Consider the following 23950-nt stretch of genomic DNA (forward strand, 5'->3'; position numbering starts at 1 on the left):
GTCAGCGGGCGCGCAGTGGCATATTGTCGATGAGGCGCACGGGGCCGACGGCGGCCGCGACGATCGCGAGCGCCTCGCCCGTGAACGGGGTCTCCCGGCAGGCGAACGCGAGCGGTTCGAGCGTGTTGGGATCCACGACGTCGAGGTAGTCCAGCTCCACGAGGGGCTGGGACCGGACGAGTGCCTCGGCGTCGTCGGGATTGAGCGGCTCGTGCGCGCTTGCCCGGTCCTCGAGGAGCTTCAGGGCCCGCGAGAGGACGAGCGCGGCGTCGCGCTCCTCCTCTGACAGGAAGCGGTTGCGGCTCGAGAGGGCCAGGCCGTCCGCGTCGCGCACGATCGGCACCGCGACGACCTCCACAGGGAAGTCCAGGTCCCGGACCATGCGCCGCACGACGGCGACCTGCTGGGCGTCCTTCTGTCCGAAGTAGGCGCGGTAGGCGGCCCGTGCGCCGTCGAACCCGCCCGGCATCGCCAGGTGGAGGAGCTTCGACACCACGGTGCACACCCCGTCGAAGTGTCCCGGGCGGGAGGCTCCCTCCCACTTCTGCGCGAGCGGGCCCGCGACGACCCGCACCTCGGGCTCCCCACCCGGGTACATCTCCTCGACATCCGGGGCGAAGACGAGGTCCACCCCGGCCTCTGCCAGCAGCGCGGCGTCGGCATCGAGGGTGCGGGGATAGCGTTCCAGGTCCGTGGCGTCGCCGAACTGGAGGGGATTGACGAACACGCTCGCGACCACGACATCGTTCTCGGCGGCTGCGGCTTCCGCGAGGGCCCGGTGGCCCGCATGCAGGGCGCCCATGGTCGGCACGAGCCCGAGGGCCGGGGTGCCGGGCCCGCGCTTCGCCGCGAGGTGGCGTGCAATGGCCGGCTGGAGCTCTGCGCGGGTGCGGACGATCTCGATCGCCGGAACGGGCTCAGCGGGCATCAGAGGTCCTCTCGTGTCTCGTCGTCGGGCTCCGTGCCCTCCAGCGCCTTCTCGATGGCCGCGCGGGCCGAGGCGGCGAGCCGGCCCCTGCGCTCCGCGCGGACGGCGGTCGCGTGGGCCATGGCCCGGTACGCCTCAAGGATATCGGCGCCCCCGCCACCGCCGTCGGAATCGGACGCGAGCTCGCTCAGGGCGCCGATGTGGGCGGCGACGGTGCCCACGTCCCCGCGGGCCACGGGCCCGGTCAGGGCGGACTCGCCGGCCGAGAGCGCGTTGTCGAGCGAGGCGCGCAGGAGGGGGCCGAGGACTGCTCCGGGGTCCGGCACGCCGATCCTGCCCAGGATCTCCGCCGCCTGGGAGGCGAGGGTGACGAGGTGGTTCGATCCGTGCGCGAGCGCGGCGTGGTAGGCGGCCCGGTCTCCTTCCGCGACCACCACAGGCTCGGCCCCCATCTCGACCACGAGCGCCTGCGCGATGGGCAGCATCGCCGGGTCCGCGGTGACGCCGAAGCAGCAGTCCGTCAGGCGAGCAAGGTCGAGGGACATCCCGGTGAAGGTCATCGCGGGATGGATGGCGAGCGGGATCGCCCCGGCCGTGCGCACCGGGGCGAGGATGCCCACGCCGTGGCGGCCGGACGTGTGGGCCACGAGCTGGCCGGGCTGCCAGGCCCCGAGCTTGGCGAGGCCTTCCACGAGCGGCCCCAGCGCGTCGTCGGGCACGGCCAGCAGCACGAGCTCGGAGCGCTCGACGATGTCAGGGACCTCGAGGACGGGGACGCCCGGCAGGAGCAGCTCGGCCCGCTCGCGGCTCTCCTCGGACACCGCCGAGACGCCGACAAGGGCATGCTGGGCTGAGCGGAGCGCGGCCCCGAGGACCGCGCCCACCTTGCCGGCGCCGATCACGCCGACGCCGAGCCGGCCGGGGCGGGACGGCTGCTGGGGCGCGGAGCTAGGCAAGGCCGCCCTCGGTGTCCGGGGTACGGCCGCCCTCGGAGAGGCCTTCGTCGTCGCCCTCCTCGGGCGGGATGCGGCAGAAGCGCTCGACGATGAAGCCGATGGCGACCATGATCACGCTGCCCCCGATCAACAGGAGGGCGGTCTCGACGGCGGGCGTCCCTGCACGCGAGGCGAGCAGCGGGATCTGGTCCGCGATCACACCCCCGTGCCAGCCCAGGAGGACGGCGCCCGCGTAGGCGCACGCGTGGGCGAGGACGAGGGTCCGCGCGGCGAAGATCGGGTCGAGCATGCGGGCGCGGTGGCCGGTGCGCCAGCGGAGCACCCTGATGCCGAGGCCCAGCGTCACGACCGCGATCACGGCCATCGAGCCGAGGGCGCTGACGGGGAGCACGGGCGTGGGCGCGGAACTGCGCATAGCGAACGCGTTCGCGGCGACACCCAGGAGGCCCACGATGATGGCCACCAGCACGAGGACCCACGGCTTGAGCGGCTTCACTGGTTTCCCCCTCCGGTCGGGCTTCCTCCATCGGTCAGCATGTCATAGCCCTCGACGCCGTCGGCATCGGCGCAGAACTCGAGCAGCTCGACGATCGGATGGCCCTCGAGGACGGCGAGCGGCTCGATGACGAGCCACGGGAAGAGGACGAAGGCCCGCTCGGCTGCCCGCGGGTGCGGGATCGTGAGGTCCGGATCGTCGAGCTGCAGGTCGCCGTAGGTGATGATGTCGACGTCGAGGGTGCGCGGGCCCCACCGCACCTCGCGCGTGCGGTGGTGCTTGGCCTCCACCGCATGGCAGTGCTCGAGCAGCTCGTACGGGCCCAGTGTGGTCTCGATGATCACGACCATGTTCAGGAAGTCGGGCTGTCCCTCGGGGCCTCCGACGGGCTTGGTCTGGACCACGGGCGAGACGTCGACGAGGCGCACCTCGGGCCGGTCGACGAGGTCGGCGACGGCCTCGGCCAGGGTCTCCGCCCTCGCCCCGAGGTTGCTGCCGAGCGCCAGGACCGATCGGACCCAGCCGTGGTGCCCCGTCTCCATCTCAGCGCTCCCTGAACACGGTCACGGACACGTCGCCGAACGGCACGGTGATCGGGGCCTGCGGCTTGTGGACCGTCAGCTCCACGGCGTCGACCGGGAACTCGGCCAGGATCGTCTCGGCGAGGCGCACGGCGAGCGTCTCGATCAGGTCGACCGGGTCGCCCTCGACCAGGGCGACGATGCGCTCGGCAACCTCGGCGTAGCTGGCCGTGCGGGAGAGATCGTCCGACGAGGCCGCGGCACCGAAGTCGGCGTGCAGGACGGCGTCCACCACGAAGGGCTGCCCGTCGCGCCGCTCGAAGTCCAGCACCCCGTGGTGCCCGACGGCCGTGACCCCGGTGAGGGTGATCAGGTCGGGCCTGCGGGTCCTGGCCACGCCGGCGCCCGGGGGGTTGCCCACCGTGCCCTAGGCCTTCGCCCGGGCGGCGACCTTGACGGCGTCGAGGTTCGCCGCGACGTCGTGCACGCGAACGCCCCATGCGCCCGCCGCGGCCGCGAGGGCGGTGATCGCGGCGGTGGCAGCGTCCCTCTGCTTCGGCTCGGCGGCCTTGCCGGCGCTCGTGAGCAGCTCACCGAGGAACCGCTTGCGGGAGGCGGCGACGAGGACCGGGTAGCCGAGCGCGGTGAACCGGCCGACGTGCTTGACGAGCTCCCAGTTCTGCTCGCCGTGCTTGGCGAAGCCGAGGCCGGGATCGAGGATGATCCGGGCGTCGCTCACCCCGCCGGCACGCAGCCGGTCGCGGACCTTCAGGGTCTCGGCGATGACGTCCTCGACCACGTCGCCGTAGGAGGCGAGCCCGTCCATGGACTTCGAGTCGCCGCGGTTGTGCATGAGGACGTAGTAGGCGTCCCGCTCGGCCACGAGCCGGATCATCTCGTCCGTGACGGCGAGCCCGGAGACATCGTTGACGATCGTGGCGCCTGCGTCGAGGGCCTTGGCGGCCGTGCTCGCGCGGCGGGTGTCCACGGACACGAGGGCCCCGGCCTTGGCCAGTGCCTCGATGACCGGGAGCACGCGCTCCTGCTCGACGTCCTCGGGCACCTCATCGGCGCCGGGGCGGGTCGACTCGCCGCCGACGTCGATGATGTCGGCGCCCGCGTAGAACATGCGCAGGCCGGCGGCGATCGCGGTATCGGCCTGCGCGTGAGCGCCGCCGTCGGAGAACGAGTCGGGGGTGACGTTGAGGATCCCCATGACGACGGCGCGGTCCCGGGGCAGGTCCGCGAAGGTGGCCTTGGGACGCGGCTTGCGGAGTACGGGGAGGGGGGAGGTGTTCGGCCCGGTTCCGGGCGCTGCTGCGAGAGAGTCCACTATCGTGTGCTCACTTTCCGAGGATGAGGCTCATGGCTTCGGCGCGGGTGGCCGGATCGTGCAGCTGGCCGCGGACGGCGCTCGTGACCGTGTGGGCGCCCGGCTTGCGGACGCCCCGCATGGACATGCACATGTGCTCGCAGTCGACGACCACGATCACTCCGCGGGGCTTGAGGTGGCTGACGATGGCGTCCGCCACCTGGGTCGTGAGGCGCTCCTGCACCTGGGGCCGGCGCGCGTAGACGTCGACCAGGCGGGCGAGCTTGCTCAGTCCCGTGACCCGGCCGTCATGGGAGGGAATGTAGCCGACGTGCGCGACGCCGTGGAACGGCACGAGGTGGTGCTCGCACGTCGAGTAGAACGGGATGTCCTTCACGAGAACGAGCTCCTCGTGGTCCATGTCGAACGTCACCCCGAGGATTTCCTCGGCGTTGTGGTGCAGCCCGGCGAACGTCTCGGCGTAGGCCTTCGCCACGCGCTTGGGGGTGTCCTTCAGGCCGCTCCGGTCCGGGTCCTCGCCGACCGCGAGGAGGATCTCGCGCACGGCCGCCTCGATGCGCGGCAGATCCATCTTCTCGGCCTCGGCGGGCAGCGCGGACACGTCGTCGTCATCGAAGTGGGTCACGTCAATGATCCTATCGGTGCGTGGCGTACAGGTCCCTTTCGAGGCCGTCACACCCCGTCGTGACGGTCCTTGACGTACTCCTGCTCCCCGTGCGGATGATGGGCCTGGCCAACGTCGAGGGGCTCCTCGTGGCGGGCCTTCGCGGCCTCCTCGCGGGCCCTGCGCTCGGACTCGGTCTCGACCGGCGGGATGTCCTGCACCGGGCGGGTCCCCTTCGAGAGCCAGACCTCGCGGAAGTCGCGCTTGCGCACGTCGGTGAAGATCTCGGCGATCTCGCGCTGGTTGAGCGTCTCGTGCTCGAGCAGCGCGGAGGCGAGGCGGTCGAGGACGTGGCGGTTGTCCGTGAGGATCTCGTACGCCTCGTCATGGGCCTGGTCCATGAGGCGGCGCACCTCCTCGTCCACGACGTAGGCGACCTGGTCGGAGTAGTTGCGCTCGTGGGCGGCGTCCCGGCCCAGGAACGGCTCGCCGCCGCCCTGGCCGAGCTTCACCGCGCCGACGCGCTCGCTCATGCCGTACTGGGTGACCATCTTGCGGGCGGTGCCCGTGGCCTTCTCGATGTCGTTCGAGGCGCCCGTGGACGGGTCATGGAAGACGATCTCCTCGGCGACGCGGCCGCCCATGGCGTACGCGAGCTGGTCGAGGAGCTCGTTGCGCGTGACCGAGTACTTGTCCTCCTCGGGCACGACCATCGTGTAGCCGAGGGCGCGGCCACGCGGGAGGATCGTGATCTTGGTGACCGGGGCGGAGTTGCGCAGCGCCGCGGCGACGAGCGCGTGGCCGCCCTCGTGGTAGGCCGTGATCTTGCGCTCGAGGTCCTTCATGACGCGGGAGCGCTTCTGCGGGCCGGCCATGACGCGGTCGATGGCCTCGTCGAGGGCACGGTCGTCGATCAGCTGGGCGTTGGACCGCGCGGTGAGGAGCGCGGCCTCGTTCAGGACGTTCGCGAGGTCCGCGCCCGTGTAGCCCGGGGTCTTCTTCGCCACGGCCTTGAGGTCCACGTTCTGCGCGAGCGGCTTGCCCTTGGCGTGGACCGAGAGGATGTGCTCGCGGCCCAGGAGGTCCGGCGCCTCGACCGGGATCTGCCGGTCGAAGCGGCCCGGGCGCAGGAGGGCCGGATCGAGGACGTCGGGCCGGTTGGTGGCCGCGATGATGATGACGTTGGCCTTCGGGTCGAACCCGTCCATCTCGACGAGGAGCTGGTTGAGGGTCTGCTCACGCTCGTCGTTGCCGCCGCCGATCCCGGCGCCGCGGTGGCGGCCCACCGCGTCGATCTCGTCGACGAACACGATCGCGGGGGCGTTGGCCTTGGCCTGCTCGAACAGGTCGCGCACGCGGGACGCGCCGACGCCGACGAACATCTCGACGAACTCGGAGCCGGAGATCGAGAAGAACGGCACCCCGGCCTCGCCGGCCACGGCGCGGGCGAGGAGGGTCTTGCCGGTTCCGGGAGGGCCGTAGAGGAGCACGCCCTTGGGGATCTTGGCGCCGACGGCCTGGAACTTGCCCGGGTCCTGGAGGAACTCCTTGATCTCGTGGAGCTCCTCGACGGCCTCGTCCGCGCCCGCGACGTCGGAGAAGGTCACCTGGGGCATGTCCTTGGTGATCATCTTGGCCCGGGACTTGCCGAACTTCATGACCTGGCTGCCGCCGCCCTGCATGCGCGAGAGCAGGAACCAGAAGAGCGCCCCGAGGAGCACGACGGGGATGAGGAGGGACAGCATGGAGCTGAACCAGTTGTTCTCGACCGGCTGGTCGGAGAAGCCCTGCGGCAGGTTGGCGGCGTCGATCGTGTTGACGACGTCGGTGCCGCGCGGGGTGACGTAGTAGAACTGGACGTTCTTGCCCTTGTCCTGCCCGTCCACGACATAGTCGTCCTTGAGGACCATGTCGACGCGCTCGTCACCGTTGAAGATCTTCGCCTGGGAGACCTTGCCGTCCTTGATGAGCTGGAGCCCCACCGAGGTGTCCACGCGCGTGCTGCCGCCCGGTGCGAGGGTCCCGAAGGCCAGCAGCAGCAGGACGATCACAACGATGATCCAGATTCCCGGACCCTTGACGAAGCTCTTGACGTTCATGAAATCGGGGCTGGGCCCCGTCCCTTCTTCTCATGCACCGGTACCGTCATGCACCAGAGTGTGGCCACCAGCATGACACCGTTCGGAAGCGTTCACGCATGGAGACGGGCAAAAGTTCCCCCCGAGGCGGGGAAGTTCCCGCCGGTGCGCTCAGGGCGAAATGCTCACTCGTAGACGTGCGGCGCGAGCGTGCCCACGAAGTCGAGGTTGCGGTACTTCTCGGCGTAGTCGAGGCCGTAGCCCACGACGAACTCGTTGGGGATGTCGAAGCCCACGTACTTGACGTCGATCGAGACCTTGGCGGCGTCCGGCTTGCGGAAGGCCGTGCAGATCTCGACCGAGGCCGTCCCGCGCGACTCGAGGTTGGTCTTGAGCCACGAGAGCGTCAGGCCCGAGTCGATGATGTCCTCGACGATGAGGACGTGCTTGCCCATGAGGTCCGAGTCGAGGTCCTTGAGGATGCGGACCACCCCGGAGGACTGGGTGCCGGAGCCGTAGGAGGAGACTGCCATCCAGTCCATGGTCACGTGCGAGTGGAGCGCACGCGCCAGATCGGCCATGACCATGACGGCGCCCTTCAGGACGCCCACGATCAGCAGGTCGCGGCCCTCGTAGTCGCGGTCGATCTCCGCGGCAAGCTCGGCGATGCGGTTCTGGATCTCGTCTTTCGACTTGAGGACGTGCTTGAGATCTGCCTGGACGTCGGTCGATTCCACCTGCGGCTCCTGAGATTGCGAGCGTGACTGCTGGGGCGCGAGGCCGCTGGGTTCAGCGGTGCGATACCAAGACTAGCGCCCCGGGTGCGCCGGGACTGATTCCGCGGGTCCCCGCCGCATGGGCCGACGCGGTCTGCCGGTAGGCGCTCACGTGTCCGGGCACCTCGACCGGGCCGGCCGAGCCGCGCCGGTCGAGGAGCCGCTCGACCGCGCGGAGCCGCTCGTACGTCGCCTCGCCGCCCAGCTCGGCCACCGCGAGGGCGATGACGCGGCCGCGGAGCGCCGACGGCAGCTCGCGGAGCGCGTCCCCGGGGAGCACGACGGCGCGCGGACCGGTTCCGGCGCGCGCCGTCGCCTCTGCGGGCGCCGCCGCGGCGGACACAGGTTCGGCGGGGACCACCTCCGCGAGGGACTCGTAGGCGCGCTGGGCGTGGGTGTCGAGGAGGTCTGCGTCGGCGCCCAAGAGGGCGGCCGTCCGGGCGAGCGCCTCGGCCACGCCCGGCCCGAGCTCTGCCTCGAGGAACGGCATGACGGACGAGCGCACGCGCGAGCGCATGAACCGGGGGTCCTCGTTGGTGGGGTCGAACCAGGGCGCCAGGCCCTCCGCCGCGCAGATCTCAAGGGTCTCGGCTCGGCGGAGACCGAGGAACGGCCGGAGGAACAGGCCCCGGACCCTCCGCATGGCACCGAGGGCGCGCGGCCCGGAGCCGCGGGCCAGGCCCAGGAGCACCTGCTCGGCCTGGTCGTCGAGGGTGTGGCCGAGCAGCACGGCCCCGGCCCCGAGCGCCTGTGCCTCCTGGGTCAGCGCCGCGTGCCGCGCGGCCCTCGCGGCCGCCTCCGGCCCCTCCCCCTCGGCGCGCACCTCGACGGCGACCACCCGGACAGGTGCCAGGCCCAGCCCGGCCAGCACGGCCGCCGTCGTGCGCGCGACGTCGCCGGAGCCCTCCTGCAGCTGGTGGTCGACGACGACGGCGCCGGCGCGCAGCGGGTGGCGCCCGCCGCCGGGTGCGCGGACGCTGCCCCGGCGCGCGAAGTGCGCCACCGCGGCCGCGAGCGCGAGCGAGTCGGGGCCTCCGGAACAGGCCACGAGGACGACCGACGGCCAGCCGGCCTCCTCGAGGGCGGCCTTCACCGCGTTGCGGGCGGCCCCGACCGCGGGGTGCAGCCGGCGGCGCGCCGGGGAGGCCGCATCGCGGGCGGGGTCCCAGGCCGGACCGTCTCCGCCGGAGTCCCCCGGGTTCACAGCCCCATCCGCGCGATCCACGCCGCGGGGTCGTGGATCTCCTCCTCGGTCGGCAGGTGCTCGGCGGCCTCCCACACCCGGTTGAACCCGGACATCCCGACGGTCTCCACGACGTGGCGGACGAACTCCTGGCCGTCCGTGTACTGGCGCATCTTCGCCTCGAGCCCCAGGAAGCGGCGCACGAACGTCTCGATCGGGCCCCGGTTCTCGTTGCGGGCCTGGAAGCGCTGGCGGATGGTGCGCACGCTCGGCACCACTGAGGCGTCCACCGCGTCCATCACGACATTGGCGTGTCCCTCGAGGAGGCTCATGACCGCCGTGAGGTGGGAGATCGCCGCGCGCTCCTCGGGATCCTGGAGCAGGTCCAGGATCGCGCCCTTGCTCGGGAGGTTCGCCGAGGCGCCGGTGCGGTCGCGCAGGGACTTCGCCGCCGCCGTCGCCCGCTCCATGATGCTGTCCACGTTGCCCACAAGGCTCTCGCTGAGCTTGCCGATCTGCTCGGTCATGTGCCCGCGCAGCCACCGCGCCGCCGCGAACTGGACCCGGTGGGTCTGCTCGTGGAGGCACACCCACATCCGGAAGTCCTCCGGGTCGACCGCGAGCTCGCGCTCAACGTGGACGATGTTCGGTGCCACGAGCAGCAGGCGGCCCGCGGGCGGCACGGTGGACCCGGGGGCGAGGGCCGCGAACGGCTCGTACTGGCCGAGGACCCGGCTTGCGAGGTAGGCGAGGATCGCGCCCAGCTGCGCACCCGTGATCGCGCCGCCCACCCGGGCCGCGGCGGGCGTAAGCTCGCTGGCCTTCTTCTCCACGAGGCGGGCGAGGACTGGGGCCATCATGACCTCGAAGCCCTGGGCGTTCGCCTTGGCCCATGAGGCGCGGTCCACGATCAGCAGCTGCGAGTCGCGGAGGTCCTCGGCCACGGCGAGGCCCGTGATGCGGTGGACATGGGGCACGGACGCGTCCGCCAGGCGGCGCAGGCTCTCCACCGTGTCCCTGGCCTCTGCCGCGCTCAGCGCCGGGCCAGGCGGCGTGAGCCGGGCCGCCGTCGAGGCGGCGAGGTCCCAGTTGATGAGTTGGCCGGCCATCTGCGGGGCATCCATGGCACCATTCGACCACACGCAGCTGACATTCGGCCCGGGGGCGCCCGAGGTTCGCGGCAGGCGATCAGCCCCTGCAGCCGCAGCCGGCCAGCGCGGCGACCCCGTCGTCGATGGCGGCCAGGACCGGCGGGCGCTTGGCGGGGTCGAGCCCGTTGGCGAGGACCGAGAACACGAGCAGGCGCCCGTCGGCGTCGACGACGTAGCCGCTCAGCGCCGCCACGGTGTTCAGGGTCCCCGTCTTGGCCCGCACGACGCCGGCCCCGCCCGCCGCCGCTCCGCCGAACCGCCCGGCGAGCGTGCCGTCGAGGGCGGCGACGGGCAGGCCGTCGAGGGCCGCCCGCAGGCGCGGGTCCGGGCCGAGGGCCATGGCGCGGACGAGGCCCGCGAGGGCTGCCGGCGTGGCCCGGTCCGCGGTGGCGAGCCCGCACGCGTCGGAGAGCTGGAAGCCGTCCGCGCTGCCCAGGACCCGGGTGGCGGCGGCCTTGAGCGCGGCCACCGCGCCGTCGTTGCTGGCCGGGCCGCCCGCGGCGTGGGAGGCGAGGCGGCCGAGGGCCTCGGCGGCGTAGTTGTCCGACTCGCGCAGGGCGTAGCCCAGCTGGTCGGCGATCGTGGCGCTCTGGACGGCGGCGAGCTGGGGCGCACCGGCTGGGGCGGGGCCGCGCTCGACTCCGTCGGCGACCTTCACCCCCGAGGCCCCGAGGTCCTTGGCGAGCTCGGCCCGGAAGGCCGTGGCTGCGCCCATCGCGGAGTCCTGGGGCCGCGGCCCGGCGGCGCCCGGCGCGCTGCGCCCGGCGTTGAGGGCGAGGGCGTAGAGGGGGGCCATCTCCCCGGCCGCAACGTCCTCGGGGTCCCACGCAGGGTTGAGGGAGGGGCCCGTGAACAGGGTGTCGTCGAGGCGGACCGTGACCGTTCCGGGGAGCGGCACCGTCGGTGAGGCGGACGCACGGGGCGGCCCGCCGGCGTCGTGCGCGGAAGGCGCGCCAGCCTGGAGGAGGGCGGCGGCGGCCTGGTCCGCGAGGGTGGCCATCCCGGCCCGGCCCATCACGGCGTCCGGCTGGGAGGCCCCGGAGCCGAGCATGACGTCGCCGCCGCCCACGAGCACCACGCTGCCCGGGTCCTGCCCGCGCACCGCCTTCGTGGTGAGCGTCGCGTCCGGTCCGAGGGTCGTCAGGGCCGCGGCGGCCGTGAGGAGCTTGAGGTTCGACGCCGGCACGTGGCCCTCCGTGCCGGAGCGCGAGTAGAGCGTCTGGCCGGTGAGGCCGTCGAGCACGGTGGCGCTGATCGTGCCCCCGGCGGGCTTGAACTTGTCCTCCAGCGCCTTGGCGAGGACGGCGGCCGTGGGCTGCGCGGCGGCCGGCGAGAGCGTCGCGGCCCCCTCGAGCGCGGGGGCGGCCGACGGCGGGGCGAGCCACGCCGGGGCCGTCGCGGCGGGCGTCTTGGCCGGGAACAGCGCCCCGCGCGCCCGGGTCGCCGTACCCGTGGCCAGCAGCGCGGCGGCGACCGCGACCGCCAGGACGACGGCACAGGCCACGAGCGCCCACGTACCGCCCCAGGGCGTGCGGCGGCCGCGCTCGGAAGTCATGGAGGGCTCCGTCCTCGGGTGCAGGTGTGGCCTCGATACGGGGAGCGAGGGCCCCAAGGCAGATATCCTTCATCGTAGTCGCCGCCGTGGCCGGGCCCTCACGCGCCGGGCCCCGGCGGCCGCCGTGAACGATGCCGTCCGGCCCCCGGGCCATGCAAGGAGCACCCATGAAGCACGATGTCACGATCGAGATCCCGCGCGGCTCGCGCGTGAAGTACGAGGTGGACCACGAGACCGGCCGCGTCCGCCTGGACCGCGTCCTCTTCACCTCGATGCAGTACCCGACGCACTACGGCTACTTCGAGGACACCCTCGGCGAGGACGGGGACCCGCTCGACGCGCTCGTCTGGTACCCGGACGTGGACCTGTTCCCCGGGATCGTCATGGAGGCGCGCCCGATCGCCATCTTCAACATGGAGGACGAGTCGGGCGGCGACGCCAAGCTCGTGTGCGTCCCGGCGGACAAGCGCTTCGACCACATCCAGGAGGCCTCTGACCTCGACGAGTTCCTCATCAAGGAGATCGAGCACTTCTTCACCCGCTACAAGGACCTCGAGCCGGGCAAGTGGGTCAAGCCGGCAGGCTGGGCAGACCGCGCGGCCGCCGAGGCCGAGCTCGAGGCCTCGATCAAGCGCTTCGAGGCCCAGGGCCACTAGGGCTCCTCGCGTACGTGACTCCTTGAGGTCGCGTACGTGACTCCTCAAGCCTGCGGAGGTGGCTCCTCAACCACGTTGAGGGGCCACCTCCGCACCGTCGAGGGGGCACCTCCGCACCGTCGAGGGGGCACCTCCGCGCCGTTGAGGGGCCACCTCCGCACCGCTGAGGGGCCACCTCCGCGGGCGTCCGCGCCTTCCGCGGCCCAGGACCGCGCCGCCGCTACGCTCTGTGCATGTACACGGTCACGATCAACCAGCGCGACCGCGGCCCAGGCGACCGTGTCCCGGAGCTGCTCAAGGCCCTCGCCCGGCTGCAGCCCGAGGTGCCCTTCGACCGGACCGTCGGCGACGAGGCCCAGGCCGTCTTCGCCGAGCCCGGCCCGGTGGTGGACGCCGCCCTCACCGCCCTCCGGCCCGATGCGTGCGGCGACGTGCGCTGGAACGTGGGGATCGGCGTCGGGCGTCTCGACGAGCCGCTGCCGCTCGGGGTGGCCGACGTGCGCGGCGAGGCGCTCGTGCACTCGCGGCGCGCCGTCGAGCGCGCGCAGGCGAGCGGCGACGGGCCTGCGATCGCCGTGGAGGGGCCGAACCTGGACCTCGCGCGCGACGCCGAAGGGATCCTGCGCCTGATCGCCCTCGCCGTCGCGAAGCGCACCGCGGCCGAATGGCGGGTGCTCGACCTCCTCACGCCTGGGGTGCGGGGGCAGCAGAAGGCGGTGGCCGAGGCCCTCGGCATCACGACGCAGGCCGTGTCCAAGGCGATCGCCCGGGCGCACTGGCCCGAGGAGTGGGCAGCCCGCCCCGCGGCCGCCCGGCTCCTGGGGCTCGCGGACGCCGCGCGCGAAGGGGCGCTCTAGAGGAGCGAGCGGAGGACAGCGGCGGCGCCATCCTCCTCGACGGTCGCCGTGACCTCGTCCGCGGCGGACTTCACCTCGGCCGGGGCCTGGCCCATGGCGACGCCGCGGCCGGCCCACTGGAGCATCTCGATGTCGTTGCGGCCGTCGCCGATCGCGACCGTGTGGGCACGGTCGACGCCGAGCAGCTCGCGCACATTCTCGAGCCCGCTGGCCTTCGTCACACCCTGCGCCGCGATGTCCAGCCACGCAGTCCAGCCCACCGAGTAGGTGACGCCGTGCAGGCCGATCGACTGCACCGCGGTGCCGAATTCCTCGGCGGTCGAGTCGGTGGAGAACACCACGAGCCTGACGGCCTCGGCCTCGAGGAGCTCCTCGAACGTCACACCGGTGGCCTCGACGCCGAAGCTCGCATCCTGGAAGCGCTCCGTGGAGAGGAAGTTGCCCTCGATGTCCTCGAGGGCGTACTTCGCGTTCGGGAGGCGGTGGCGCAGCGCCTTGAGCGCCGGGGCCGGGTCGAAGGAGCGGCGATCGATCACCGTGTACCCGCCGTTGGCGCCGGCGTGGATCTGCACCGTCACGCCGCCGTTGCTGCAGATGGCGTACCCGTGGTCGACGCCGAGCAGCTCGACGACAGGGAGCGTGGCACCGAGGGATCGGCCGGTGGCGACCACGACCTCGTGGCCGGCTTGGACGACCGCAGCACCGAGCTCGCGGATGGCTGGGGACATGTGCCCGTAGTGGTCGACGAGGGTCCCGTCCACATCGAGCCCGATGAGCTTGCGGTTGAAGGCAGTGCGCTGGTCATCGATGCCAGCATTCAGCGTTGTAGTCATGCGTACTAGTGAAGCACTCCTGCCTGTGGATGCCGTAGGACTCATGACACACGCGGCATGAAATCCGGGTGAACTCACGACGGCGGGTGCCCGCCCTTCGGTCCTGAAGGACCCTCCCGTTCGGTCAACGCCACGGGAAAGGGACCGCGGCTCTGACCGAAACGCAGGGCATCTTGCGGCGCCGCGCTCAACGCCAGACCGCCCGCCCCGTCGTGCGCCGCGGCACACCGGCGCGATGCAGGATCGCAGCGAACCGTGCCGGTTCCAGAAGGTCGGCCCACACCCAGCGCGCCACACGTTCCCCCGTCGAGCGGATCTCGTCCTCGCGCCGCTTTTCCTCGACGACCACCTGCGAGGCTGACTTCCCGCTGAGCTTCTGGGACCGAAGGTACTTCTGCAGGCCGTCGAACTCTCCCACGAGCCGGATCTGGTCCCAGTAGTAGTCGACACGGGCGATGCGCCGCCCGTCCTTGGTGATCCAGACCTGGAGCCTCGGCATCTCAAATCCCAGTTCCCACATGAGCGCGCGGCTGAGGGACTCGCCCACGGATTCCGACGCCCCTGATGCGAGGTCCAGGACCTGATTCAGGCGCGCCTGCGCGGCGCGGTTGTCCATCGCGGCGCACAGCCGCCGGAGGTCATCGAGCGTCCGGGTGACCTTCAGGCCGGGACGACGGGCGAGCACCGCATCCGCGAAGACCAGGCCCTCGGCGAAGCTGAGCCTCGGCACCGTGTCCACGAAGGCCTCGTCGAACGGCTCGAGGGGCAGCGTGAGGTCGAGGTGGGGCAGATAGAGGGGGACCGCGGCTGCTGCGGGGAAGCCCAGGTGCTTCGCATCGGGAAACCCCAGCGGAAGGGGCCAGGGCCGCTCACGCGCCCGTTCCTCCCACAGGCGCTTCGCTGACTCGGGGTTCCCGTAGAGCGTGGGCAGAGGACCTCGGCCCACGGCCGCGCGCCGGTCTGTGCGGTAGCGGATGTGGCTGGGCATGCCCGGGAGCTCGAGGCCCCATGCGAGCAGTGCGGTCTCGCGGCACAGCACCGGTGCGTTGCCGCCGACGGCAAGCGACGCCGTCGTCATCGCATAGCGGTCCGCCGCCGTCCCAGCGAACCACTCGTCGATAGCGACGTAGACGCCTCGACGTAGCCGAACGAGGGCGCCCGCGGAATACGCGCGTGCGAGTCGACGTGGGGTGCGGCCCGTGAGGGCTGTGAGGGAGCTGGCGAAGTCGGCCTGGGGGAATCTCACGGTACCAGCACAGCGTCTCCAGCCGCGCCTGGGAGCCGCTCGGGAGCCTATGTGGACAACCCCGGCCTCGCCGCGGCGCCGAAGGACCCTGCGGTTCGGTCAATACCCCGGGAAAGAGACCGGGGCGTTGACCGAACCGCAGGGCGCTGGTGCCAGGAGGCGGGGACCGCGGCGGGTGACAGCGCACGACGGCGGGCGAGCACCCGCCGTCGTCCGCCGAGGGCAGCAGCGGACGCGCTACAGGACCGGGAGGACCTCGAGGCCGCCGAGGTAGGGGCGCAGCGCCGCGGGCACGTTCACCGACCCGTCGGCGTTCTGGTGGTGCTCGAGGATGGCCACGATCCAGCGTGTCGTGGCAAGGGTGCCGTTGAGCGTCGCGACCGCGCGGGTGCCACGGGACGAGCCCTCGGCATCGAGCACCCGCTCCCGGATGTTGAGCCGGCGGGCCTGGAAGCCCGTGCAGTTCGAGGTCGAGGTCAGCTCGCGGTACCGGCCCTGGGTGGGGACCCAGGCCTCGCAGTCGAACTTCCGGGCCGCGCTCATGCCGAGGTCCCCGGCCGCGGTGTCGATGACGCGGTAGGGCAGCTCGACCTTGGCGAGCATCTCCTCTTCCCACGCGAGGAGCCGGGCGTGCTCGGCCTCGGCCTCCTCCTGCGGGCAGTAGACGAACATCTCGACCTTGTTGAACTGGTGCACCCGGATGATCCCGCGGGTGTCCTTGCCGTGCGAGCCGGCCTCGCGCCGGTAGCACGAGGACCAGCCGGCGTAGCGGATCGGGCCGCCGGCGAGGTCGAGGATCTCATCGGCGTGGTAGCCGGCGAGCGGGACCTCGGAGGTGCCCACGAGGTAGAGGTCGTCCTCGGCGAGGCGGTAGATCTCGGCGTCGTGCGCGACGTCGAAGCCGGTGCCCTGCATCGTCTCCGGGCGCACGAGGGTCGGGGTGATCATCGGGATGAAGCCGTTCTGCACGGCCTGGTCCATCGCCATCTGCAGGAGGGCGATCTCGAGCCGCGCGCCGACGCCGCGCAGGAAGTAGAAGCGCGAGCCGGAGACCTTGGCGCCCCGCTCGATGTCGATCGCGCCGAGGAGCTCGCCGATCTCGAGGTGGTCGCGTGGTTCGAAGCCCTCAGCCGCGAAGTCGCGGGGCGTTCCGACGGTCTTGACCACCGTGTAGTCGTCCTCGCCGCCGGCCGGGATGCCCTCCACGATGAGGTTGGGCACGACACGCATGAGCTGGTCCATCTCGCCCTGCGCCTCCTCGGCGGAGGCCTGCGCGGCCTTGACCTTCTGCGCGAGGTCCTTGACCTCGGCGAGCAGCGCCTGCTTCTCCTCGCCCTTGGCGGCGGCGACCTTCTTGCCGAACGCGTTCTGCTGGGCGCGCAGCGTCTCGTACTCGGTCAGCGATCCGCGGCGACGCACATCGGCAGCGATGATCGAGTCGACGAGCGCCTCGTCCGCCCCGCGGGCGCGCTGGCTCGCACGGTACTTGTCCGGATTCTCAGTAAGGTCCTTGACGTCGATCACGAGTCCAAGACTAGCCGCAGGCGGAACCGCCGCGGCACCGAGGGGGGACCTGGCGCCCGGGGCCGAGGCCCTCGGCCGACGGCACTGCGCGCGGACGGGGGCGCATGCGGGCCGGGTTAGAGTGAGAGCATCATGCGCGGGTGGATCATTGCGGGTGCTGTAGCCGCCGCTGGCGGCGTCGCGGTCGCCAGCTGGTGGGGCGTACGCCGGCTCAAGGAGCAGCACGCCCGCAGCGCCATGGCCGAGCCCGCAGGGCCGCCGCCGGCGGGGCCCCAGCAGGTCGCGGTGGTGCTCAACCCCATCAAGGAGCGCGCCGACGAGGCGCGGATGCTCATCGAGGCCGCGTGCCGGGGCGCCGGATGGGCGGAGCCGCTCGTCTTCCACACCACCAAGGCCGACCCGGGCTACACCGCGGCGCGCCGGGCGCTCGAGGCGGGGGCCGACGTCGTGATCCCCTGCGGCGGCGACGGGACGGTGCGGGCGGTCGCAGAGGTGCTGGCAGGCACGGACACGGCCCTCGGGCTCGTCCCCCTCGGGACCGGCAACCTCCTGGCGCGCAACCTCGATCTGGACGTCACCCGGCTCGCGCAGTGCGTCCACACCGCGGTCTTCGGCCGGCAGCGGCACATCGACACGGCCTCCCTGGTCCTCACGGCCCCCGACGGCACGCGTTCCACGCACCTGTTCCTGGTGATCGCGGGCGTGGGCATGGACGCCGAGATCCTCAACGACACGAGCGAGGACCTCAAGCGCGTGGTCGGCTGGATGGCGTACACCGAGGCGGGCATCCGGCACATGCCGGGCCAGCGCCGCCGCCGCGTCGAGATCTCGCTCAACGGCGGCGACTTCCAGACCCGCCGAGTGCGCAGCGTCCTCTTCGCGAACTGCTCGAAGCTGCCCGGCGGGGTGGACTTCATCCCGGACGCGTTCATCGACGACGGCGTGCTCGACGTCGCCGTCATGAGCCCCCGCAGCCTCATCGGCTGGATCGCGATGTACGTGAAGATCATGGTCCAGCACAAGCGGCAGCTGCCGGTCATGCAGTTCTACGGCGCGCACAAGGTGGCCATCCGTGTCCCCGAGCCGATCCAGGCGCAGGTGGACGGCGACGTGGTCGGCTCCGCGACGCGGGTCGATGTCGAGGTGCACCCCGCGAGCCTGCTCGTCCGGGTGGCCTGACGCACGACGCCGCCCTGCCGCCTCGTGCGGCCCGCCCGCCTACGCCTGTGCCGCCACCCGGTAGGCCCGGTCCCAGTCCAGCCCGGGGTCGTCGATGCGGAACAGCTCGCGGGCTGCCTCACGGAGCTCTCCGGCGCTGCCGAGCGTGTGTCTGGCGACGGTGGACGCGCCGTCCGGGGTGTACGTGCGTACCGCGAGCTCGAGGTTGGCGAGGGTGATCCGCTCGGTCTCGGTGCGGATCGAGAACATGAGCGAACGCGTGAACGGCGGGACGGCGGAGGTCGAGACGTACCAGTTGGCGACCTGGAAGTCGGCCGGGGCGTGGGCGCCGAGGCCCACCCCGTACAGGTTGGCCCAGCGCTCCCCCAGCCGCGCCTGGACCATGAGGTCGACGCCGGCGGTGTCGCCCGCGGGCAGGCCGGCCACGGCGACGTCGACCACGCGGAACGTCCCGAGCGGCGTCGCGACCGCGGATTCCTCCGCGGCGAGCCCGAGCGGGAGGAGGCCCGAGGGGTTGAACCCGCCGAAGCCGGCGTCGACGAGGTGGCGGCTGCCCTCGGCCTCGACGAGGGTGGCCTGGTGGGTGCGGGCGGGGGCGCCCGTGCCGGGCTCGTGCCCCCAGTAGACCCGGCACAGGTGGTTCTCGACGCCGTCCACGCCCATCGCGCCGAGGGCGCGGGAGAGCAGCCCCGCGTGCTGGAAGCAGTACCCGCCGCGGCTGCTCGCCACGAGCGCGGACTCGATCCCCTCGTCCGTGATGTCGACCGGCGCCCCGGTGGCGGGGGCCAGATTCTCGAACGGGATGGCGCGGGTGTGGTGGGCATGGACCGCGGCGATGTTCGCGAGCGCCGGGGCGGCGTCCCCGGTGTAGCCGATGCGCGCGAAGTACGCCGACAGGAAGCGCGCCTCCCCCGCGCTCGTCCGCCCGCGGCCCTCAGCCATCGTGGCCGCCGCCGAGGATCCCGTCGACCCAGCCCCGCGCGGATGCGAAGGCGTGGTCGGTGACATGGTCCCTGACGACCGGCCGCGCGCCGTCTGCCCGCGGGTAGGAGCCGAGGAAGCGGATCTGCGGGCTGATGCGGTGCAGGCCTGCGAGCGCGTCGGCGATCCGGGCGTCCTGGATGTGCCCATCCACGTCGATCGAGAAGAAGTAGTGCCCGAGGTACTGGCCCGTGGGCCGGGACTCGATGCGGGAGAGGTTGACGCCGCGGGCGGCGAACTGCTCGAGAATCTCCATGAGCGCTCCGGCCCGGTCCTCGGGCAGCGGCACGGCTACGGACGTCTTGTCCGCTCCCGTGCGCGGCGGGAGGGATCCCGGCCGGCACACGAGGACGAAGCGAGTGACCGCTCCGGGGTTGTCGCCGATGTCGGACGCGAGGACCTCGAGCTCGGGATGCTCCTCGGCCACGATGGGCGCGCAGATCGCGGCATCCCCCGGGCGGGAGGCCGGGTCGAGGAGGGCCAGCGCCCCCGCAGCGGTCGAGCTCGAGGCGAGGTGGACGGCGTCGGGCGCGTTCGCGGCGGCCCAGCCGCGGCACTGCGCCCACGCATGGCCGTGCGTGGAGATGCGCCGCAGGTCCGCCGCCCGCGTGCCCGGCCGGGCGACGAGCACGAACGTGATGGGCACGACCTCCTCGCGCACGATGCGCAGCTCGGGCCCGGTGGCGATCGCGTCGAGGGTCGCGGTGACGCCGCCCTCGACCGAGTTCTCGATGGGGACCATGGCGGCGTCGGCGGTGCCGGCGCGGACGGCGTCGAGGGCCGCGTTGACGTTCGTGGCGGCCACGCGCGCGGCGTCGCGGGCGCCGGGGACCTTGAGGAGGGCGGCCTCGGTAAAGGTCCCCTCGGGACCCAGGAAGGTGTACCGCACAGCTCAGAGCACCGTGGGGGGCTGGCCGTTCTCGGCCACGAGGGGCCGGCCCGCGGTGAGCCACGCGTCCATGCCCCCGGCGACATTGAAGGCCGAGTAGCCGTTCGCCACGAGCCACTGGGTGGCCCGGGCCGAGCGGCCGCCGGTGCGGCAGATGACGAGCAGGTCGTCGTCCGGGTCGAGCTCGTCGAGCCGGGCCGGCAGCTGCTCGAGCGGGATGTGCACGGCGCCCGCGGCGTGGCCGGCCTCCCACTCGTAGTCCTCGCGTACGTCGAGCAGGGTGCCGCCAGCGGGCAGGGCCTCGACGCGGACGGTCTCGAAATCAGACATTTTCGCCTCCGGAGATGCTTGTCCCTCCAGCCTATAGTGGGCCGGTGACAGTCGACGCCGGGATCGCGGCCCTCGGGGCGGTGGGCCTCCGCGACGCGCTCCGCTCGGGCGCGCTCTCGGCGCGGGAGGCCGCGGCGCACTTCCTGTCCCGCATCGAGGCGGAGAACCGCCTGCTCGGCGCCTTCCTCACCGTCACCGCGGAGCAGGCGCACGACGCCGCTGCTGCCGCCGACGCGCTGCGCGCGCGCCTCGCCCGCTCGGGCCGCCTCGGCGAGCTGCGGCCGCTGCACGGGATGCCCACCGCGTTCAAGGACCTCACCGACGTCGCCGGCGTGCCGACGACCCACGGGTCGGCGGCCCTCGACGCCCGGCCCGCGCCCGAGGATTCCCCCCTCGTTGCACTCCTGCGCTCCGCCGGCGTGGTGTCCCTGGGCAAGACGCAGGTGCCCGAGTTCGGGCTGACGGCCTATTCGGAGAACCGGATCGCGCCCCCGTCGCGCAACCCGCACGGGCCCGCGCTCAGCTCCGGCGGGTCCTCGGGCGGCTCGGCCGCGGCCGTCGCGGCGGGCCTCGTGCCCTTCGCGCCCGGCTCCGACGGCGGAGGGTCCGTGCGCATCCCGGCCGCCGCGTGCGGGATCGTGGGACTCAAGGCCGGCCGCGGGCTCATCCCCTCGGGGCAGAGCGCGGGGGATGCCGCGCGCCTCGTCGTCGCCGGTCCGCTCGCGCGCTCCGCGGAGGACGCGGCGCTGCTCCTCGACGCGCTCGTCGCCGGCACCGACCCCTCGGGGCGAGCGGCGGGCGACCACCCGCATCACGGAAGGCACGCCGGGACGTACGCCGACGCCGTCGTGCGCGAACCGGGGCGGCTGAGGGTCGCCGTGGGGCTGTCGAGCCCGTGGGACGCGCGCTACCGCATCGAGCCGGAGCCGGAAGCGCTCGAGGCGCTGCGCCGGGGCGCGGAGGCGCTGGCCGATGCCGGGCACCTCGTGGTCGAGGCCGACCCCCGGTTCGACAACCGCTACCCGGACGCGTTCACCGCAGCGTGGACTGCGGGGGTCGGAACCGCGAGGATCCGCCCCGAACGGGAGCCGCTCCTGACCCCGCTCACGCGCTCCTTCCGCCGCCGGGCGCAGCAGCGCTCCGCCGCCAAGCTCGACGAGGCGCTCGCGTTCCTGCGCCAGTTCGAGCGCGACATGCTGGCGCAGCTTTCCGAGTGGGACGTGCTCCTCTCCCCCGCGCTGGCCCAGACGCCGCGGCCGGTCGGCTGGTTCGCCGGCCCCGAGTGGCGCGGGACGGCCGACGACGACTACCGCCGGCAGTGCGAGTTCGCCCCCTGGTCCTCCTGGGTGAATGTGTGCGGGCTGCCGGCCGTGGTGGCCACGACGCATTGGACCGAGGAAGGGCTGCCGATGGGCGTCCAGGCCGTGGGGAGGCCCGGCTCAGAGGGGCTGCTGCTGCAGGTGGCGCGGATGCTCCACGTGCCCGCGCCGGGGCTTCGTCAGTAGTTGGAGCGGGCCGGGGCCATGCTGAGCACGAAGATGAAGAAGGCGAGGAACGCGACGGTCAGCGCGATGCCGACGTAGCCCATGATGAGGCCGGCGAGCGCCATGCCGCGGCCGGCGGGCTCCCGGGCGAGGCCGAGGTGGCCGAGGATCACGGCGGCGATCTGCGGGAGCACGAGGAACCCGAAGCCCACGAACACGGAGATGCCGCACACCATCGCGGCGATGCTCAGTCCGCGCGGTGCCTGGGCCACGTAGAACGGCTGGCCCGGCGAGTTCGGGTAGGGCGGCTGGACCTGGTAGGGCTGCTGGGCGGCGTAAGGCTGCTGGGTGGGGTACCCCTGCACCGGATACGCGGTGCCGGGGTAGGCGGGGCCGGGACGCTGCTGGCCGAATGCGGGGGACGGCGGGTAGGAAGGCTGGGGCGCGCCTCCCCGGGGCTGCCCGGCGGCAGGCGGCTGGTGCGTCGCCGGGCGGGGCGGGGCTCCCGGCGGCAGCGGCTCGGTGGGGTTGGAGGGAATCGGCTCGGTGGGGTTGCCGCGGTCCTTGTCCAGGGTGACCGGAGGGACGTACGACGGCGGGGTGTAGCGGGGCCGCTCGGCGCGTCCCGCCTCCGTGGCGGCCACCTCCGGCTGGCCCTCCTGCGGTGCGCCCTCGTCCCGGCGCTCCGGCTGCTCCGACATCAGATGCCCCTCCCCCGACTCCATGCCTGCGACGTGGTCCCAGCCTACCCGCCGGGGCCGGTCTCGGGCGCCTGAAAACTGTCGGTGCCCGGTGCCATGCTGGGCCCATCTCGCAGCGGAAGGGGAACGACGATGTCCAGCACGTACCCAGCAAGGGGCGGCCGTCCGCGCCGGCACCAGGGCGCGGTCCCGCCGTACCTGCTCGAGCGCCTCGCGGGTTTCGGCGAACGGCGAGCGCGGGCGCTCTCGGGGGAGGGGCCCGCCAACGGATTCGCGGCAGACACGCGCGGGCTCGAGGCCGTCGCCGAGCTCGCGCGCCGCACGCTGCTCGAGGACGCCCGGCTCCGCGAGCGGCGCCGCGGCCAGCCGCGCGAGGACCAGCGCAGCATCCGCGTAGCAGCCGGGGCGCTCCATCGCGAGATCAGCGACGCGGAGACCACCGAGGACCTCCCCGGCCGGCTCGTGCGCAAGGAGGGACAGGATCCGGTGGCGGATGCAGACGTCAACCGGGCCTATGACGGGCTCGGAGAGACCCATCGGTTCCTCGAGCAGATCCTCCACCGCTCGAGCGTCGACGGCGCCGGGCTTGCACTCGAAGGAACAGTGCACTACGGCGTGGGCTACGACAACGCGTTCTGGGACGGGTCCCGGATGGTCTTCGGGGACGGCGACGGGAGGGTGTTCGGGCCCTTCACGGGATCGCTGAGCATCATTGCCCACGAGCTCGGCCACGGGCTGCTTCAGCACACCACCGACCTGGCCTACGAGGGCCAGGCCGGGGCCCTCAACGAGTCCTTCGCGGACGTGTTCGGCGTGCTCGTGGACCAGTACGCGCGCGGCGACACCGCGGAGACGGCCACCTGGATCGTGGGGGACGGAATCTTCCTGTCCGGCATCAAGGGAGTCGGGGTGCGCTCCCTGAAGGCACCTGGCACCGCCTACGACGATCCCGCCCTCGGCCGGGACCCGCAGCCGGCCCACATGGACGGCTACGTGCGCACCCGCGAGGACAACGGCGGCGTGCACCTGAACTCCGGCATCCCCAACCGTGCGTTCTACCTCGCGGCCGAGGCACTCGGCGGCCACGCGTGGGAGCGGGCCGGCCGCGTCTGGTTCGAGACCATCGTGCTGGGCAGGCTCCCCCTCGACGTCGACTTCCGCGGATTCGCGCGCGAGACTGTGCGTGTGGCCCGGACGCTGTTCGGGCGGGAGTCGGCCGAGGAGAAGGCCGTGCGCGCCGGATGGCGCGGGGTCGGGATCACGGTGCGGCTCGGCGAGAACGGCGCCCGGGCGCCGAGGAAGGCACCAGGACGCCAGGAGGGGCGATGAGGGTCGAGGTCATCCGCTCCGGCGGCGTCGCCGGCATCCCGCGGCGCGGCCGGGTCGAGTTTCGGGTGCGTGGGGCCCGGGAGCCCGCCGACGACGAGTGGGCCTCCCTCTACAGGGCGGCGCGCAGCGAGCGGGGGCGGCTGCCCGCGGCTCCGGCCCCGCAGGCTCCCCCGCGCGTCCGGGACGCCTTCCAGTGGACCCTGAGGTTCGGACGCGAACGCTTCGACGTCCCCGACGCCACGCTGCGGGGCGCCCTGCGCCAGCTGGCCGAGAAGGTCCTTGCCGAAGGCAAGTAGCCGGCCGCCGGGCGGGAGACAGGGCGAAATCTTCACCGAGTCGCCACCCTTTGTTGGCCTTCTC

At 72.9% G+C, this 23950-nt stretch carries 25 protein-coding genes; 6 read left to right on the forward strand and 19 right to left on the reverse strand.

Annotated elements, in window-relative coordinates:
* Position 1: 1 nt before the first annotated feature.
* The 12 genes from panC to J2W21_RS02785 all read right to left on the reverse strand — a co-directional run bounded on the left by panC (position 2) and on the right by J2W21_RS02785 (position 11581).
* Complete coding sequence (gene panC, locus J2W21_RS02730; protein WP_307112956.1) at positions 2 to 928, reverse strand: pantoate--beta-alanine ligase; 927 nt, start codon at positions 926 to 928, stop codon at positions 2 to 4.
* A complete protein-coding gene (locus tag J2W21_RS02735; RefSeq protein WP_307112957.1) occupies positions 928 to 1884 on the reverse strand; it encodes a Rossmann-like and DUF2520 domain-containing protein in 957 nt (318 codons plus the stop codon). The genes panC and J2W21_RS02735 overlap by 1 nt, the downstream gene beginning before the upstream one ends.
* Positions 1877 to 2380, reverse strand: a complete 504-nt coding sequence (locus tag J2W21_RS02740; RefSeq protein WP_307112958.1) for a DUF3180 domain-containing protein — start codon at positions 2378 to 2380, stop codon at positions 1877 to 1879. The genes J2W21_RS02735 and J2W21_RS02740 overlap by 8 nt, the downstream gene beginning before the upstream one ends.
* A complete protein-coding gene (folK, locus tag J2W21_RS02745; protein ID WP_307112959.1) occupies positions 2377 to 2922 on the reverse strand; it encodes a 2-amino-4-hydroxy-6-hydroxymethyldihydropteridine diphosphokinase in 546 nt (181 codons plus the stop codon). Before folK ends, J2W21_RS02740 begins: the two co-directional genes overlap by 4 nt.
* 1 nt (position 2923) lies before the next feature.
* Positions 2924 to 3322, reverse strand: a complete 399-nt coding sequence (gene folB / locus J2W21_RS02750) for a dihydroneopterin aldolase (protein ID WP_307112960.1) — start codon at positions 3320 to 3322, stop codon at positions 2924 to 2926.
* A 6-nt stretch (positions 3323 to 3328) separates the two neighbouring features.
* The gene (folP, locus tag J2W21_RS02755; RefSeq protein WP_307112961.1) at positions 3329 to 4234 is read right to left on the reverse strand and encodes a dihydropteroate synthase; all 906 of its coding nucleotides are present in this window, start codon (positions 4232 to 4234) and stop codon (positions 3329 to 3331) included.
* A 10-nt stretch (positions 4235 to 4244) separates the two neighbouring features.
* The gene (folE, locus tag J2W21_RS02760; protein WP_307112962.1) at positions 4245 to 4859 is read right to left on the reverse strand and encodes a GTP cyclohydrolase I FolE; all 615 of its coding nucleotides are present in this window, start codon (positions 4857 to 4859) and stop codon (positions 4245 to 4247) included.
* Between the two features lie 47 nt (positions 4860 to 4906).
* Positions 4907 to 6937, reverse strand: a complete 2031-nt coding sequence (gene ftsH / locus J2W21_RS02765) for an ATP-dependent zinc metalloprotease FtsH (protein ID WP_307112963.1) — start codon at positions 6935 to 6937, stop codon at positions 4907 to 4909.
* Positions 6938 to 7101: 164 nt separating this feature from the next.
* Complete coding sequence (gene hpt, locus J2W21_RS02770; protein WP_307112964.1) at positions 7102 to 7653, reverse strand: hypoxanthine phosphoribosyltransferase; 552 nt, start codon at positions 7651 to 7653, stop codon at positions 7102 to 7104.
* A 52-nt stretch (positions 7654 to 7705) separates the two neighbouring features.
* The gene (gene tilS, locus J2W21_RS02775) at positions 7706 to 8785 is read right to left on the reverse strand and encodes a tRNA lysidine(34) synthetase TilS (RefSeq protein ID WP_307113014.1); all 1080 of its coding nucleotides are present in this window, start codon (positions 8783 to 8785) and stop codon (positions 7706 to 7708) included.
* Positions 8786 to 8892: 107 nt separating this feature from the next.
* Positions 8893 to 9999 carry a zinc-dependent metalloprotease gene (locus tag J2W21_RS02780; protein WP_307112965.1) on the reverse strand — a complete coding sequence of 369 codons (1107 nt, stop codon included), beginning with the start codon at positions 9997 to 9999 and terminating at the stop codon, positions 8893 to 8895.
* A 64-nt stretch (positions 10000 to 10063) separates the two neighbouring features.
* Positions 10064 to 11581 (reverse strand): D-alanyl-D-alanine carboxypeptidase/D-alanyl-D-alanine-endopeptidase, encoded by a 1518-nt coding sequence (locus tag J2W21_RS02785; protein WP_307112966.1) that lies wholly within the window; start codon positions 11579 to 11581, stop codon positions 10064 to 10066.
* 167 nt (positions 11582 to 11748) lie between these two features.
* Between J2W21_RS02785 and J2W21_RS02790 the strand changes: the two genes are divergently transcribed.
* Positions 11749 to 12237 carry an inorganic diphosphatase gene (locus tag J2W21_RS02790; RefSeq protein WP_066494520.1) on the forward strand — a complete coding sequence of 163 codons (489 nt, stop codon included), beginning with the start codon at positions 11749 to 11751 and terminating at the stop codon, positions 12235 to 12237.
* Between the two features lie 233 nt (positions 12238 to 12470).
* Positions 12471 to 13094: a hypothetical protein gene (locus J2W21_RS02795; RefSeq protein ID WP_307112967.1), complete on the forward strand. Its 624-nt coding sequence runs from the start codon at positions 12471 to 12473 to the stop codon at positions 13092 to 13094.
* On the opposite strand, the gene J2W21_RS02800 is transcribed toward J2W21_RS02795, so the two are convergent.
* The 3 genes from J2W21_RS02800 to serS form a co-directional block, all read right to left on the reverse strand.
* Complete coding sequence (locus tag J2W21_RS02800; protein ID WP_307112968.1) at positions 13091 to 13927, reverse strand: HAD family hydrolase; 837 nt, start codon at positions 13925 to 13927, stop codon at positions 13091 to 13093. The two genes, J2W21_RS02795 and J2W21_RS02800, sit on opposite strands and share 4 nt — an antisense overlap.
* Before the next feature lie 187 nt (positions 13928 to 14114).
* Positions 14115 to 15005 carry a hypothetical protein gene (locus tag J2W21_RS02805; RefSeq protein ID WP_307112969.1) on the reverse strand — a complete coding sequence of 297 codons (891 nt, stop codon included), beginning with the start codon at positions 15003 to 15005 and terminating at the stop codon, positions 14115 to 14117.
* Positions 15006 to 15410: 405 nt separating this feature from the next.
* Positions 15411 to 16697 (reverse strand): serine--tRNA ligase, encoded by a 1287-nt coding sequence (serS, locus tag J2W21_RS02810; protein ID WP_307112970.1) that lies wholly within the window; start codon positions 16695 to 16697, stop codon positions 15411 to 15413.
* Between the two features lie 132 nt (positions 16698 to 16829).
* Between serS and J2W21_RS02815 the strand changes: the two genes are divergently transcribed.
* Positions 16830 to 17876, forward strand: coding sequence for a diacylglycerol/lipid kinase family protein (locus tag J2W21_RS02815; protein WP_307112971.1), 1047 nt, complete (start codon positions 16830 to 16832; stop codon positions 17874 to 17876).
* A gap of 39 nt (positions 17877 to 17915) precedes the next feature.
* Here J2W21_RS02815 and J2W21_RS02820 read toward each other — a convergent pair whose 3' ends face one another.
* From J2W21_RS02820 to J2W21_RS02830, 3 genes are read right to left on the reverse strand one after another with little or no spacing between them, the layout of a single operon-like run.
* The gene (locus J2W21_RS02820; protein ID WP_307112972.1) at positions 17916 to 18818 is read right to left on the reverse strand and encodes an arylamine N-acetyltransferase family protein; all 903 of its coding nucleotides are present in this window, start codon (positions 18816 to 18818) and stop codon (positions 17916 to 17918) included.
* Complete coding sequence (gene pheA, locus J2W21_RS02825) at positions 18811 to 19746, reverse strand: prephenate dehydratase (protein ID WP_307112973.1); 936 nt, start codon at positions 19744 to 19746, stop codon at positions 18811 to 18813. The genes J2W21_RS02820 and pheA overlap by 8 nt, the downstream gene beginning before the upstream one ends.
* A 3-nt stretch (positions 19747 to 19749) precedes the next feature.
* The gene (locus J2W21_RS02830; RefSeq protein ID WP_307112974.1) at positions 19750 to 20076 is read right to left on the reverse strand and encodes a rhodanese-like domain-containing protein; all 327 of its coding nucleotides are present in this window, start codon (positions 20074 to 20076) and stop codon (positions 19750 to 19752) included.
* Positions 20077 to 20090: 14 nt separating this feature from the next.
* Between J2W21_RS02830 and J2W21_RS02835 the strand changes: the two genes are divergently transcribed.
* On the forward strand, positions 20091 to 21581 hold the full coding sequence (locus J2W21_RS02835; RefSeq protein WP_373423053.1) for an amidase: 1491 nt from the start codon (positions 20091 to 20093) through the stop codon (positions 21579 to 21581).
* Here J2W21_RS02835 and J2W21_RS02840 read toward each other — a convergent pair.
* Positions 21575 to 22261, reverse strand: a complete 687-nt coding sequence (locus tag J2W21_RS02840; protein ID WP_307112976.1) for a DUF4190 domain-containing protein — start codon at positions 22259 to 22261, stop codon at positions 21575 to 21577. The genes J2W21_RS02835 and J2W21_RS02840 overlap by 7 nt on opposite strands.
* 132 nt (positions 22262 to 22393) lie before the next feature.
* Between J2W21_RS02840 and J2W21_RS02845 the strand changes: the two genes are divergently transcribed.
* Entirely contained in the window at positions 22394 to 23590 is a 1197-nt protein-coding gene (locus J2W21_RS02845) for a M4 family metallopeptidase (protein WP_307112977.1), read from the forward strand.
* Positions 23587 to 23886 (forward strand): protealysin inhibitor emfourin, encoded by a 300-nt coding sequence (locus tag J2W21_RS02850; protein ID WP_307112978.1) that lies wholly within the window; start codon positions 23587 to 23589, stop codon positions 23884 to 23886. Before J2W21_RS02845 ends, J2W21_RS02850 begins: the two co-directional genes overlap by 4 nt.
* The last annotated feature ends 64 nt before the right edge of the window (positions 23887 to 23950 follow it).

The sequence above is a fragment of the Sinomonas atrocyanea genome (assembly GCF_030811715.1).
GTDB classification, from domain to species: Bacteria; Actinomycetota; Actinomycetes; order Actinomycetales; family Micrococcaceae; genus Sinomonas; species Sinomonas atrocyanea_A.